8 protein-coding genes are annotated in these 15,081 nt (G+C 47.4%); all 8 read right to left on the bottom strand.

Translation table 11 applies throughout. The features are described from left to right. Window positions 1–60: 60 nt before the first annotated feature. Window positions 61–2,703: a glycosyl hydrolase family 18 protein gene (locus MHN31_RS07985; protein WP_239443987.1), complete on the bottom strand. Its 2,643-nt coding sequence runs from the start codon at window positions 2,701–2,703 to the stop codon at window positions 61–63. A gap of 19 nt (window positions 2,704–2,722) precedes the next feature. Next, window positions 2,723–4,312, bottom strand: coding sequence for a lytic polysaccharide monooxygenase (locus MHN31_RS07980; protein WP_239443986.1), 1,590 nt, complete (start codon window positions 4,310–4,312; stop codon window positions 2,723–2,725). Window positions 4,313–4,360: 48 nt separating this feature from the next. After that, the gene (locus tag MHN31_RS07975) at window positions 4,361–7,522 is read right to left on the bottom strand and encodes a glycosyl hydrolase family 18 protein (protein ID WP_239443985.1); all 3,162 of its coding nucleotides are present in this window, start codon (window positions 7,520–7,522) and stop codon (window positions 4,361–4,363) included. An 893-nt stretch (window positions 7,523–8,415) separates the two neighbouring features. Then, window positions 8,416–10,137, bottom strand: a complete 1,722-nt coding sequence (locus MHN31_RS07970) for a DUF3466 family protein (RefSeq protein ID WP_125559301.1) — start codon at window positions 10,135–10,137, stop codon at window positions 8,416–8,418. Window positions 10,138–10,148: 11 nt separating this feature from the next. Further along, window positions 10,149–12,062, bottom strand: a complete 1,914-nt coding sequence (locus MHN31_RS07965; protein ID WP_125559299.1) for an ABC transporter ATP-binding protein — start codon at window positions 12,060–12,062, stop codon at window positions 10,149–10,151. Between the two features lies 1 nt (window position 12,063). Then, complete coding sequence (locus MHN31_RS07960) at window positions 12,064–12,294, bottom strand: glutaredoxin family protein (protein ID WP_010386060.1); 231 nt, start codon at window positions 12,292–12,294, stop codon at window positions 12,064–12,066. Beyond that, complete coding sequence (gene rlmKL / locus MHN31_RS07955) at window positions 12,287–14,398, bottom strand: bifunctional 23S rRNA (guanine(2069)-N(7))-methyltransferase RlmK/23S rRNA (guanine(2445)-N(2))-methyltransferase RlmL (RefSeq protein ID WP_125559297.1); 2,112 nt, start codon at window positions 14,396–14,398, stop codon at window positions 12,287–12,289. The genes MHN31_RS07960 and rlmKL overlap by 8 nt, the downstream gene beginning before the upstream one ends. A 111-nt stretch (window positions 14,399–14,509) precedes the next feature. After that, on the bottom strand, window positions 14,510–15,040 hold the full coding sequence (locus tag MHN31_RS07950; RefSeq protein ID WP_125559295.1) for a cell division protein ZapC domain-containing protein: 531 nt from the start codon (window positions 15,038–15,040) through the stop codon (window positions 14,510–14,512). Between the last annotated feature and the right edge of the window lie 41 nt (window positions 15,041–15,081).

Genomic DNA, 15,081 nt, shown 5'->3' with positions numbered 1-15,081 from the left:
ATTTATCAGTTGGAAACGCATCCTTGCGCTAATAAGGATTATCCGTAACAGCGAGTTAATTTATAGCTTGCGCCAAACACCGTTACTGCCGGGCGCCTGACCTCGGGTCCACCAGCGTGCCTGCCAGGTTTCTCCAGCGTGTGTTACTTTGTCTCCGCCGGTATAAACTAGGTCACTACGCCAGGCTCGCACTTTGCCGTCGTCTGGAATGATTTCCTGCCACACTCCCCCGTTGGAAGGTGTTGCTCCTCGTGTCCACCACCGAGCACGATATTCAACGCCTTTGTAAAACACCTTGTCACCGCCTACATACACTGTGTTGGCATCCCAGGTGGTTTTGCCATCGCCAGGTGTCGGATCGGGCGTTTCAACCAAGTTTTTCACCGTGACGTTAAACTGACGCTGTACTTCATGGACACCATCGCTGACGGTCACAGTACCAGTCACAGCCTGTGTTTTATCCACTTCAGAGGCGGTCAGGGTGACAGATGCGCCCTGGCCACTGATTGCATGACCAGGCACATTCCAACGATAACTCAGTGCTTTACCTTCCGGATCAGTAGCACTTACAGTCAGCGTTTTGCTGGACTTTTCATCCAGGCTAATACTCTCTATGTCACCAACGACGGGCGCTTTATTTTCAACCACAGGCGCTTTTACCAGCACTTTGACCTGTCGCTGCACCTGGTTTACCCCATCAGAAACCTGCAAAGTAACCGTAAACACCCCGTCCTGAGTGACATTCGGCGCCGTTACGATAACGCTGTCATGCTCACTTTGCAGATTCAGTTGAGCATCACCAGACCAGCGATAAGTCAGTGCTTTACCTTCCGGATCACGCGCATCGACAGTCAGGATATAGACATCACCCGCCGCCAATGTCAGGTTTGTCGGCATAGTGACGACTGGTGCTTTGTTCACTGGCACCGGCTCTGTGACTTTCCCGGCAAGCCCTTCGTGCATCGCATTGAGAATATCACCGTTATCGGCATCAATTTCCCAGGCAAACAAGCCGCCCAGGTTATGTTCACGGACATATTGTCCCTTGGCTCTGACGGAACGCGGACTATCATAGGTAACCAGTTTTCCGGTCTGACGATTCCATACATAGGCAGCTTCGGCTGTGGTGTCATAACCCACTTCAAAGCCATTAATACCTAGCTCATCACTGCCTATCATGTGTGCTTTGAGCCCTTTATAGTCAATAACACCGGCCTCCCAGACGCCCTGTGACGTACTGCCACGCAACTTACCATTGGCCGGCGCGGTCATCGGGTTGTCGGCAATTTGAGCATTTTTCGGATAAACACCTTCCCAGCCACGTCCGTACATAGCGGCACCAACCACCAGTTTTTCACTGGGGACACCTTGCTTAAGTAATAACTGAATTGCATTGTCTAAAGTATAAGCGGGGCCTTTTCTTACCTCTCCTTGCTCATCTATACCGGTACCCTGACATTCATCTGAACTCAGGTGTGAACCACAGTAAATGCCCGTCTGATGGCCTGTTTCATTGTTCCAGCCACCGTAAAAGTCATAGGTCATGGCAAAGATGTAATCCATGTACTGCGCAGCATCGCGATAATCAACATCTTCGATTTTGTCCCAACCGGTACCAATGGCTGATGTCAGTTCATAGTCACGACCTGTCTGGGCTTCCAGCTCATCCAACATCACCCGGAGCTCTTTCATCAACAACACATAGGTTTCACCATCCGTGCTTGCACCTAGGTCTGGGTGGGCACCATCACCGCCCGGGAATTCCCAGTCTATATCCACACCATCATAGAATTTCCAGGTAGTCAGGAACTCGCGCATTGACCTGACAAAGGTGTCGCGATTCGCTTTGTCCGTAAAGTCAAAGAAAGGATCGGATAAAGTCCAGCCACCTACCGAAGGTAAGATCTTCAGGTCCGGGTTACGCTGTTTAAGCGCCATTAATTGTGCATAAGTACCGCGGATTGGATCTTTACTGCTGATCCCTGGCAAGGCCTTTTGTACTGCAGCCCAGGGGTCGTGGATCACCACTTCATAATCTTCAGAGCTGCCACAGGCCAGCTTTAACGCGCGCAAACTATTGCCATTTTCAATTTCTGCCAGCGAGTCATTCGGTCCACAAATAGGAATAAAACCATACAGAAGGTGAGTCAGATTATCCGCCGGGATCTGAGTCACATCAAAGTTACGACCGTATATACCCCACTCAACAAAATAGGCACCCACCACGGTATTGGGGTCGGTGTCATATTGCTTGTTATTTGGGTTAACGTTTAGCTTAAGCGGCTCCAGGTGCCCACCATCAGTATCTGCGATCACTATCGGCTTACTGGCAGAGGTAGCGCAGCCCGACGCATCACACAGTGCGATGCGCAATTCATGACGGCCTGATTTATGATAAGGGAAACGGATCACCCCGCTGGTGGTGCCTTTCGCCAGCTGCCCTTCATTAACCACCTTGTCATCAAAATACACTTTGTAGCTGTCACCCCCTTTGCCCGACCAGGCATTCCATTCGATGGCGATATCAACTACTTCTTTGGCCTGGATCAGCTGTTTATAGGAGCCTCTGCCGTATATGTTTACATCAACAAACGAGTAATTTTGCGGTTTCCAGTTAATGCTCGGGGTTGATGGCGCAGCGACAGCTGTCGCTACAGATAAAGCTGACGCGACCGCAGCCGCACTGATCAAATAATTAAACATGTTTTTTCCTCACAAATTGTTATAGTTTTTTCCACACACTGTGCTTGCCAGGTTGCTGACCTCGGGTCCACCAACGAGCCTGATAGCGTTCCCCCTGATAGCGCACCACTGCACCACCCGCGTATGCGACCGAGGCTTGCCATTGGTCTTGCGGCTCAGAGGGTGACGCGATCCGCTCCCAGGCATGGCTGCTGTCTGGCCGCTGTCCGCGAACCCACCACTTGGCGCGGTATTGGCTACCGTTAAAACTGACAATGTCTCCGCCGGTGTAAACCTTATCCGCCTGCCAGGCGTCACTATCGGGTGGTGTTGGTGTGTTGTCCTGGTTAGTCACGGCAATGACCACATTGACAGAGGTGCTTAGCTGCCCGTCAGAGACGGTAACCCTGCCACTGAACTGCGTGTCTTTATCAACCTGTGGAGCCTTGACTGTGATAGTCGAGCCAGTGCCGGAGTAACTGATCTGAGCCGGTAGCAGCCAGTCAAAATGCAGTGTGCTTTGCTGATCATCGAAAGCATGCACATGCAAATGAGCGCTTTGCCCTTCCTGTACGGTCAGTATTGCTGGGGTGTGTACCGTAGGGGGTGTATTCGCAGGTTTAGCCACAATACTGAGGTTGAAGCTATGCGTCTGATCAGTGACAAAAACCTGATTACTCGCCAGGCTGGTTTCATCAAACTGAATGTTGCCATGCTCATCCTGTACGCCGATACGCAGCAGTGAAGCAAACGCCTCATTGAGCTGAGTCGCAAAATATGCAGGCCAGTTGTTGTGATGAGCCTCAGTAATAGTGAGCTTTTCCTGGATCAACTCTTTACCATTGGTGTCAAATACTCGCATCCAAACGGTATCGCCAACATGCGCTTGCTGGCCCTGACGCAGATAGTACCCGGCGCTATGCCAGCTTTGCGGTGGCTGAGGTTCTGATCCCCTGACAATGGTAATGTCACTACAGTTGTAAAAACCTTCTCCGACTATATCGTCCCGCTGCCAGCGGCTGTAAAGGATCGCATCCCCCGAAAAGCGCTCGGGAATGGCAACTTTCATTTCATAGTAACGTTTGCCATCGGGTGCCATAAAAAAGTCGATATTGCCATGGCTTTGCACCAGTTCAAGATCAGCCCAGCTAAGTGCTTTGTTTTTAAAATCAACACCCGGCTTGGTCAGATAAAACTGCCAAAAACTGGGATTGTGTGGCGTTGTAGCCCGATAACGAATTTTAACTTGTCCCTTACTGTCGACCGTTACTGGGGTTGTCTGCCAGTCTTTTGAGGGTAAACCCATGCCCGCTTTGTTTTTATCGCCGGCATGACACAAAGTGCCATCAGGAATATTCGCCTCAACCGCACTTTGATCGTTAAAATTTGCCGTATTGGCAGCGAATTCATGCTTTTGAATAAACTGTACATGACCGGATTTCAAAAATGCGGCACGGCAGGCAGTATTGGGGATCTTGGAACCATCTTTTGGCCACCAGAATCCGCCCTGCTCCTGACAAATCGCCTGACGGGCCTTAGGAAAGTCCATATAACCATGTGCGAATGCCTGATTGGCAGCAGCCAAGCTCATCCCCACGGCGAGAGCCGATAGGGTTTTATTATATTTCATAGGGTTATCTCCTGCGGTGGCAAGTATGCCACCGCTATTTATTGAGGATTACAGCGAACAAACCTGCTGCCAGGCGCCACCATTGGACGGCGTGGCATTGGTCCACCACTTGGCTTTGTAGACGTAACCGTTGTGGATCAGCATATCGCCACCGAGCGCATGGCTCGGTGTGCCGGCCCAGTTGGTACGCGGCCACTGTGGGTAATGATTGATATTACTCAGTTCAACCCCCTCGCAAAGCGTGCCGGATGGTGGGTTACCACCGGAAGTGTCATCCGATTTTTTCGCTACAGGCAACTGAGGATATTCGCTACTGAAGGCGTATTGTTTGCCACCTTTTTCAATGACAAAATTAACCGGCCCTGTGATCGGCATGTAGTACATAACCTGAGCATTCACGGTCTCGCCTGGTTTAAACGACTCCAGCTGACCGCCCCACTCGTTTTTCAGGGTAATTGAGAAGCGATGGAATGCGTTGTCAAAGCCTCCAATGTTGTTACCGCGTGCATTGCTGGCATCATGCTCTACTTTCATGCCCAGTTTTTTACGGGCATTCCAGTTAGACTTGAAGATCGCAGAGGTTGAGACTGGCACATTAAAGCTGATTGTCGCCCCGCTCAGGTCCAGCTCCGAGTGGTTGGTAAACTGGAATGTAGGTCTGATTGGGTAATTCTGATCGCCAACCGGGAAATCTTTGGCGTTAAAACGGATATCAACCGCTGACTCAGGCACAACAAATTCTGCATCACCCTGCACTGTCGCGTAGTCTGTGCCATTTTGATTGAAGGTGTTGTAGGCGAGACTGGTCATAGTCGAGCCCATGAAGTACTCACCTTTATCTGCATGATAGTCAAAGTCGCCGGCCAGCTCCCAGAACATCACGCCACCCAGGCCTTTTTCAAGCACATAATTAAGCTTGGTCTGCATGGATTCAGTATCTTCCATCGACAGGAAGACTTTCTTCTGTGCATTGTACAACCAGGGGGCGACAGCGATGTCATCGTAATGCCGCACATAGTCGCCTCGCAGCACATCATCCGGATCTGTAGCAGGTGTCAGACCATAGTCACTCAGATAACTCGGATTAATACCATGTTGCAGATTTTTTGCGTGCCACAAGGGGTTCGACCCGGCAGCGACTTCCTGGCCATTTTCTATGTCATGCCACAGGTTGTCGATGCCAATGGCACCATTACCACATTTGTTCTTCTCACCAATCCCTGTTCCTTTCGGACAGGCGTTTTGATCAGGCAATGGCGCACGACCCCAAAGACCATTTTCACCACCACGCACGTCCTTAAATCCACGGGTGTAATAAGGAATACCAATGTTGATCCGCCCGGCAGGCAATGCACCTCTGAAATAATTCACGGCCCAGTCTGTGTTGAGATAGCCAATTCCACCAAACTCTTTGGTACCATATACATTCCAGGTTTTCAGTTCAGTGTCTTTACCGGTATCATACAAAGGCGCGTTGTGGCCAACATGGTCATTCCAGGCACCGTGCAGGTCGTAACTCATGATGTTCACAAAATCCAGGTATTGTGCAGTCTGAAAAGTTTCCATGCCTCTTAACAGGTAACCTGAAGAAGGAGAGGCTATGGTCAGCATGTAGTGCTTACCATCCTGCTCACCCGCTTTATCCAGCGCTTCACGCAAAGACTTCATCAGCACCTGATAAGACTTATTCAGGCCAGCACGGCGCTGGTTGCTGATGTCAAAATCTTCAGGGTGACCCGAATCTTTCATTGACGACGGATATTCGTAGTCAATGTCCAGACCATCAAACCCGTACTGGCGTAAGAACGCCACAGAGCTGGCAACAAACGCTTGTATCCCATCATGATTCACACTGCCATCGGCATGGGTGGTCATAGTGTAAAACCCGCCACTGTTAACGCGCGTCCCGGTTTCATCGAAGTAACCGCCTGTTTCAGCCCAGCCACCCACAGAAATCATTGTTTTGACGTGTGGATACTGCTTTTTGTAGCGGTTTAACAAGTTGAAATGTCCGGTATAAGGCAGACTTGGGTCCATTTCAGCACCCGCCTCGCCCGGCCAGGTCATATTGGTCGCAGCGTTGCCTTCAGCTTTAGGGTCACCAATACTCAGTTCGTTCTGACTGTTTACATGGGCAAAAGCATAGTTAATATGGGTGATCTTGTCCCAGGGGATGTCATTGACCAGATAGCTTGGCTGATTATTTTTACCATGCCGCCAGCTGGTAAAGTACCCAATCACGCGCCGTGGATGATCAGCCCCCATTTTCTCTCGGCCTTCGCTATCATATACATCACAGTAAGCACTGGTTACGCCAGGTGTGCGATATAGTCCGGCAGGTAAACAGTCCAACTGACTGGCTTGATCATCACCTGACGCTTTCACAGTAAAAGTACGCGTTATTGCTTCCGACACCAGGCCATGCTCGTCCGTTGCCTGCAAAGTAAACTCATGACGCCCGGCCGATGTGGCTGACCATTCGTAATGCGCTTGTGCAAGCTCAGTACGCATGATCTCTTGACCATTTAACGTGAGTACCTGAGTTAAGCGGTCATTTTCTTTATCATGAGCTCGCAGTGTAAGTCGGACCAGGTTACCCACCTCGAGTTCGCTGGGCAATTCAGCTGTGAGGCGTGAGACAGGTGCGGTATTTTTTTCTTCCGGCGGTAATGCTGCTACTTTAACAGTGCGCTTTGCCGATACTGACTTTGCGCCATCGTCATCAATTGCAACAGCATGGAAAACGTGATCCCCGACACGTGCCTTCCAGTTGAGCACGTATGGAGCCTCGTCCAGTACTTTAACCAAAGCATCATTGTGATACACAGAAACCTGTCTGACGATGCCATCACTGTCATGTGCACTGAAAACGAACTGAAGCTTTTCGCCTTCTTTTACTGTCATATCACTGCCAGGCAGTTCCATGTCAATCACAGGTGATTGATTAGGTTGCTCATCTCCCAGACACTCTCCCAGTTTGCGCCACTCCTGCCATTGGCCAGAGCGAAGTTTAGGTGATGAACGGTTCCACCAATTTGCCCGGTAAGCTATGTTATCTTGTTGCACTTGCTGGCCAGATGTATATACCTGTCCGGCCTGCCACTGAGGTATCCCACTACAATCCACCGCCGCACTCGCGTGGTGTGCCATTAATGCCAGCGCTATTGCGCTGAGTTTAACAGCTGGCTTTTTTATGTTAACTAGTTGCATAAATGCATCCTCACTTGTTTTTATTTTTTACCTGACATCAATAGAACTTCATTACATCTCTATCCCAGATGCAGGCGGATGAAGTTTATCGAGACAAAAAAACATAACAAGTGACTAGACAACAATAATAATCTAGTACATTTTTATTGTTTGAAACACATCAACATCAATACAAATTATCACTATATATATGATAACTAATAAGATTATTTATTTGTTGCATATTTATGAATGCCAAGGTATTTGGAAGGTTCCACAATGTATCAATACATTTACAATCAGCACTGGTAAGAACAGCCGTAAGGATGGCCAAATTGTTATCGCTAAGCACTTTATGATGAGTTAATGCAGTGTTTACTGCATAGTTCAATACGAAATATTTACAAAAATAAGGTGTTATCAAAGAATAAACATTGTTCAAAGCCTACGCATAATTCTAATTTTCTTAATTAAGTGCACTATTTTAAGGCGAGAAAATATAGTCGATAATACCGCTCCTGCTATTGCTAAGGCACCTAAATCCATATAGGCGAGGCAGGAATTTTGTGAATCTATGTCTAAGGTTAAAGGTTCTAAATGAGAAATTTATAACGCCGTTAGCGTCATATTTGCTCCTTCAAATTGAACAGGTATTAAGTGAAATTGGTATAAGTGCAAGAAGTCACAAAAGTATCGAGTCAGACAGGCGTAGTCATCTGTTCGATAAGCCTGGGTAAGCAGGTCCAATTAAGGTGAAGGAAAGAGACTGTGTCAGCCAGGTTAAATCTGCATGACCTATGATGAGCGCTTTTTTAAGCAAAAAAGACCGTCAAAGCAGTATCCGGGCGGGGAATATCCAGAAGCAGCTGTGACCAAAGAAGACGCGAGGCATACTAATGTATGCCTCGGATAGATTATTTCTGGCGTCTGCGACGTACCCACAGCAGAGGAAGTGCAAGTAAAGACAACCAGCTCAGAGAAGCAGACTGGCGCTCGTACGTCTCTGTTTCCGGCGCGACACATTCACTGATCTCTGTGCTACCCGTTTTAGTCAGAACCACTGGCACCACAACTGATTCTGATGCTTCGTTGCCATCAGAGTCCTTGTCTGGGTTCCCAAACGAGTCCAGCTTTGTCACCGTTTTGGTTGCAACAGCATATATCGTATTGTCATCCGTTATACGGATTGCTTCAGATACAGTGTATGGGAAATCGTCACTCTTACAAGGTAGTAGATCATTGATATTAGTCAGCTTTTCGTCACCGATCTTATACATGAATGCTTCACTACGAGAGTTAGAAACGTTTTTCTCAGTTTCGCCTTCACCAACCATATAACCAGCGTTGTTAATGTCTCTGACGAATGTGTCTGAGCCACTGAAATAACTGGGGATCTCTACCAACTCTTTATCATTCATGTCGTAGTAAAACCCATTCACTTCAAATAAGGTGCCCTGGTTTTGTCTGCCTACGTATCCCGCAATCACATTGTTGTCATTGATATCCAGAGCATACCCTGTCTGATAAAAGTCATCATGCTCTCGTAAAGTGAAAAACTGACCATCCTGATAATAGCCTGGCTCTTCAAAAGCCTTAAGGCTATCGTCGATCCTGACTCTGGACTTACCTACAGCAATACCCGCTTTGTTAATAGCATACGCCGAACTGTAGAATGGATTGTCTTCATCGTCCTTGCGCTCCAAACCAATACCCAGGTTTTTTGCTTCAATGACATTGAAGTCTTTATCCAGCGTCCATTGGTAAGCGCGCAGATCATAGACCCCCCGCCCCTGACGCCAGATACAAACCGCTTCAGGCTCGTCTTTATCATCACAATTGTCAGTGATCGTAGTTTGGCTGTTTTCAGGCAAACCTACTGATGCCTGACCGACCACCAGATAATTTCCCTCATCGGTCAGTGTAATATCTGTCGCGATACTGTAGCCACCATATTCAGTGAATTCAGGCTCTAAAGTTACTCGCTTACCACCCGGAGATATTACTATTGCGCGTGCATGCCAGTCGCGAACAAAATAGGTTTTTGCCTCGCTTTCACCCTCTGGCGTGAAAGTAATCTTTTTAAAAGGCGCAGAGCCCCAGCCAACCACAGTGCCATCAGCCGCTACAGCGGTCATCGAATTACTGACGGAACGTGTCAGACCCGCATAGTCGGGCGACTCTATATCGAATATATCAACCAGGTTAACACTGGTACCTGTGAATTCGAGCCCGGCGACTGAACTGATTTTTTGGAATTCAGCACTGGCACTTTGTGTACCAGATGATAAGTAACCCAGCATAAAGTTATGTGCTTCAGCGTCTGTTGAAAGCGCATCGCCATTTTCTATATCATCCAGAGTGAACGAAATAGTCTCATCTCTGTTTTCCAAAATTCTTTTGTATGAGTCGTAATAGCTAGTGATCGAGTTGTCTTGAAAGTCTATATAGCTAATGTCGACTGGCAAATTAAATAAACCTGTCACGCGGCCAATGGCGTCACCGCTTTCATTGACATCCGTGACATAGTGCATTTTGCCAATGTCGCTGGTTGGTAATTCAGTGAGTTTGTAGGTCGCGGCAATCGCTTGACCAGATAGGCCGAAAATAATGCTGGCGGCCATAAGTGAATATTTCATTTCAATCCTTACTACTGATTCTGTAATGCTTCTAATTCTTCCCAACGCTCAAACGCGGCTTCAAGCTTGGACTCAAGGTCAGCCAATTGGTTCAACGCGGTTTGGGTCGTTTCAGGATCTTGCTTAAAAAACTCCGGCGAATTCACCAGGTTTTGCTGCTCTTCCAGCTCGTTTTCCAGAGCCTCTACTTTACCCGGCAATGCTTCCAGTTCAAGCTTTAATTTGTAGCTTAATTTGCCTGATTTGTTTTTATTGGCAGGTTTTTTGTTATCGCTTGCTTGTTGTTTCTCTTTGTCGAGTTTTTCCAGCGCTTTTTTCTGTGCCTCCTGCTGCGATCGGTACGCTTCAAAATCACTAAAGCCACCTACGATCTCAGTCACCTTGCCATTACCTTCAAATGCCCAAACACTGTTACAGGTATTATCGATAAACTCCCTGTCGTGGCTGACAATCAGGATAGTCCCCTGATACTGATTGATGATCTCTTCAAGTAACTCAAGTGTTTCAATATCCAAATCATTGGTCGGCTCATCCAGTACCAGAACATTCGAAGGTTTTAGAAACAACTTAGCCAGCAACAGGCGGTTCTTTTCTCCCCCCGATAACGCCTTAACCGGGGTACGAGCGCGTGCAGGAGGAAACAAGAAGTCTTGCAGATAACCCAGTACATGCCGGCTACGACCACCCATTTGTACTTCTTGTTTCCCTTCGGCGACATTGTCCTGAACCGTTTTTTCCTCATCCAGTTTTTCCCGGTACTGGTCAAAATAGGCCACTTCAAGGTTGACGCCTTGCTTCACCTTACCTTTATCGGGAGAGATATCACCAAATAAAATTTTCAGTAACGTCGTTTTACCGACCCCGTTTGGACCAATTAAGCCAACCCGATCACCACGCATAACCAGGGTCGAGAATTCATCAACAATGCGCTTATCTTTAAAAGCATGACCAATGTGTTGCGCCTCAAAGACCAGTTTCCCTGAACGCTCCGCCGATTCAATGTTAAAGTCGGTCTTACCAACTTGTTCAACACGCTGCTTACGTTCAACCCGCAGTGCTTTTAGAGCTCTGACTCGTCCCTCGTTGCGTGTACGTCGTGCTTTTATCCCTTGACGGATCCAGGTCTCTTCTTCCGCTAGCTTTTTATCGAACAAGGCATTTTGTGCTTCCTCTACTTTGAGGTCGTGCGCCTTTTGCTCAAGATATTTGGCATAATCGCCCGGATAAGAGACCAGCTTTCCACGATCTAAGTCGAGTATCCGCGTTGCAACACCGCGAATAAATGCCCGGTCGTGCGAAATAAAAACAATGCCGCCTTTGAATTCTTTTAAAAACTGCTCAAGCCACTCAACACTACTCATGTCGAGGTGGTTGGTTGGTTCATCAAGCAATAACAGATCTGGATCACTCACCAAAGCCTTAGCCAGAGCCACTTTGCGTAGCCAACCGCCTGATAACTTTTCGAGTTTCATATTAGCGGTCAGTTGCAACTGCGTCAGCACCAGCTTGATACGACTTTCGAAACGCCATGCATCCTGGGCTTCAATATCTGCGGACAAACGTTCGAGACGGCTCAATAAGCTACTAGAGTGATCAGTTTGCAACGCTTCGCTGACATTGTGATAATCAATCAACAGCTGGGCAATATTGGGAAGACCCCCAGCCACATAATCGAATACACTGCCCTGCGCTCCTTTTGGCGGATCCTGTTCAAGGCGAGACACTTTAAGTCCCGAGACCTGGTTGATTTCACCATCGTCCAAGTGGACCTGGCCATCCAGAACTTTGAGTAGGGTTGACTTACCGGCACCGTTGCGCCCGACAATACAGACCCGTTCTCCTGCTTCAATGACTGCATCTGCCTGATCTAACAGGGGATGAGTGCCAAAAGCCAGTTGGGCCCGTGCAATTCTGATTAAATCCATCTTACTTTAACAACTCTTTTATATCTTGTTCTGTGAAGGGCCAAAACAGAGTTCTGGCGCTATCTGTTGACTTAAGTACGGGAATAGACGTCTGGTATTCAGCCATCAGTTGCGGATCTTCCACAATGTCCTGATGCTGCACTGCATCGCTGGCAACACAACGTAACACCAATTCATAGGCTTGCTCGCACAGGTGACAGCCATCGGTATAAAACAGAGTGAGCTTAGCCATGAGTGATCAACCAACTATTATGAATTTGCTTGTTACGCTTAAAATCCGGCGACAAGGTCTGATCTGACACATTTTCGGCTTTCAGGCCGAGCCCCATCAAACCCACTTCATCCATTTTAAAACCCCGTTTGTTATTGGAGAATAACAAGGTACCGCCAGGACTGAGAATTTTTTTGACCCACTCAAGCAACTGAATATGATCGCGCTGGACATCAAAAACCTCTTTCATCCGCTTTGAATTCGAGAAAGTTGGCGGGTCAAGAAAGATAAGATCATATTGACCTTGCGCATGCTCAAGCCATTTCAGACAGTCTGCCTGTTCAAACCTAAACCGAGGATTACGCAGCTCATTTAAGGCAAAGTTTTCTTCTGCCCACTTCAGATAAGTCTTAGACATGTCCACTGTCGTCACCGCTTTTGCACCACCAAGTGCCGCATGAACCGAAGCGCTCCCTGTATAAGCAAACAAGTTAAGAACACGCTTGTTCTTAGCATTTTGCTGAATATATCGTCTTGCCAGACGATGATCTAAAAACAGCCCGGTGTCCAGATAATCAAACAAGTTTACTTTGAATTTAGCACCAAACTCTTCAACGACTTGCACTCGGTTTTGCTTACTGAGTGCATTATATTGTTCCTGACCTTTTTGCTTTTTACGGACTTTAACCGCAATGTTAGAAGGGTCAATATCCAAGGTTTCGGCGGTAAGCGTGATCACGTCTTGAAGACGCTTATTGGCAACCAGTTCATCAATTTCTTTAGGTGCTGCGTACTCAAATACGACGGCACTGTCACCATAGACATCGACTGCAACATTATATTCTGGAATATCGGCATCATAGACACGGTAGGCCTCGACTTGCTCTTTCTTGAGCCAGCTTTTCAAAGCTTGCTTGTTCTTTTTAACCCGGTTTGCGAAGGCTCGAGACTGCTCAAAATGCAGTGCCCCTACTTGTTCATTTTGCGCTACCTGACGTTCATCCATATCATACAAATAGAGGGACACGTCGAGTGGACCATTTTTAAATTTGTAGCGCTTTTTAGACGACAACTTAAGTGTTTTAAACAACGCTTCATCTGTGCCAAGTAATGCCAATGACCAATCTTTATAGTGCTTTTTAAAGCGCTCGCCCATCCCCCGATACAGGTTAATCAGCTCAGCCATAGAACCCAGACGCTCACCATAAGGCAAGTTACTTAATAACGTGCCTGGACGCTTAGCGACACAAGTCAGCTGACTGGCATCTCCGTCGTTAAAGCGAATATATTGCTCAAGCCCGGCACGTTTAGCATTTCCTCTGGCTGTATCGAGCACCTGCGCATCAATGTCCTGACCTATGATCCATAAAGGTTTATCCAGCTGTGCCTGCTTCAATTCAGCTTTAAGTTCTTTAAATTTGGCATCACGAAAACCAGGCAAACGTTTGAAGGCAAAATCTTTATTCAGATTAGCTGGGACATTCAGGGCCATACTGGCCGCCTCAATCAATAAAGTACCGGAACCACAACACGGGTCAAATAATGGCTTAGAGGTATCACTCAGCCAGCCACTTCGTTTTACGAGAGCCGCAGCCAGGTTTTCCCGGATCGGTGCCCGACCTTGCTTGGTTCGGTACCCTCTGTCAGACAAGCGCGGGCCTGAATAATCGATATACAATGCAATTTTCTGTTTATTGAGCTTGGCGATAACGCGCACATTGGCTTCTTGTTTATCAACAGACGGACGTTGCTCGTACAGATCCTGAAAATAATCCACAATGGCATCTTTGATGACTAGACCGGAAAACTGAGTGTTCTTCAGTTCCCGGTTAGTGCCATTGAATTCAACCGCAAACGTTTGCTTTGGACCAAACCACTCCTGCCAGCCCTGAAAACGCGCAAACTTGTACAAATCATCTTTATTGTTGATGTCTTCATGTTCATCAATCAGCATCATGACACGCGTGGCAAAACGCGTTGTCATACAGAATTTTTGAACAGCCAGGCTATCCGCAGTGAAGCGGACCGAACCAACGCTTTGCTTGACGACTTCAAGTCCCTGAGACTGAAGTTCTTCAAGCAACAGGTTTTCAATTCCAATGGACGTTAAGGCGATAAACTGCAATGTAAATACTCAATAATTTCAATTGCAGCGAGTATAACACAGCAAGTGACAGACTGGGATATCAGAGTGGCTGTACGCGTTGGCGCATGATAAAAATGAGAAGCTGCCCTGTCAGGCTGTTTGGGTCAACTTATGTGCCTGGATCAGAGGGTGCACTCTGTCATTCAGTACCTTGATGGCCTGAAACTGCTCCAACTCGATGTTCTCATCCAGCATAAAACCCTGAGTCAGGTTGATACACATGCTGGTTTCCTGGTTATGATCGACTATCAGGAATTCACCTGACTGGCATCTTGATTGGAGAGTAACTACAGCTTCGCACAAGGGTTGGCCCCCGTTGTAACATTTGAAAAACCAACTTTTGGCCTGAACGGGAAGTAGATGGAATTTTGCTGCTGTGGCATTAAGCGCTATCTGACAACACTGAGGTTCAGACCAGACCTTAAAACCAAGCAAATAATCATACACATTACGATAAAAAGCGGCTTCGTCGACACTCAAATCGACGCTATGAAGGGAATCTTCGGTTAACTGCCTCAAGCGAAATGGCGTACATAACTGAAGGTCCTCGCCCAAGTCAACAAGCAGTCTGTTTCTGTGGCTACATCTAATCCAACGCCACTCTTTGGATGCTTGCAAAATGGACCTCCCAATATCAATGTGTTATGTGCGTATGCCTGTAA

Source organism: Pseudoalteromonas sp. McH1-42 (assembly GCF_022347845.1).
Lineage (GTDB): Bacteria > Pseudomonadota > Gammaproteobacteria > Enterobacterales > Alteromonadaceae > Pseudoalteromonas > Pseudoalteromonas rubra_D.
Note: the sequence above shows the minus strand (reverse complement) of the source record. Positions and strands in the feature narration are given on the sequence as shown.

What these genes read in the sequence shown, in the direction of transcription:
- MHN31_RS07985 (WP_239443987.1), bottom strand. Translation starts at nt 2,703, where the DNA reads ATGTTTAATTATTTGATCAGTGCGGCTGCGGTCGCGTCAGCTTTATCT.
- MHN31_RS07980 (WP_239443986.1), bottom strand. Translation starts at nt 4,312, where the DNA reads ATGAAATATAATAAAACCCTATCGGCTCTCGCCGTGGGGATGAGCTTG.
- MHN31_RS07975 (WP_239443985.1), bottom strand. Translation starts at nt 7,522, where the DNA reads ATGCAACTAGTTAACATAAAAAAGCCAGCTGTTAAACTCAGCGCAATA.
- MHN31_RS07970 (WP_125559301.1), bottom strand. Translation starts at nt 10,137, where the DNA reads ATGAAATATTCACTTATGGCCGCCAGCATTATTTTCGGCCTATCTGGT.
- MHN31_RS07965 (WP_125559299.1), bottom strand. Translation starts at nt 12,062, where the DNA reads ATGGATTTAATCAGAATTGCACGGGCCCAACTGGCTTTTGGCACTCAT.
- MHN31_RS07960 (WP_010386060.1), bottom strand. Translation starts at nt 12,294, where the DNA reads ATGGCTAAGCTCACTCTGTTTTATACCGATGGCTGTCACCTGTGCGAG.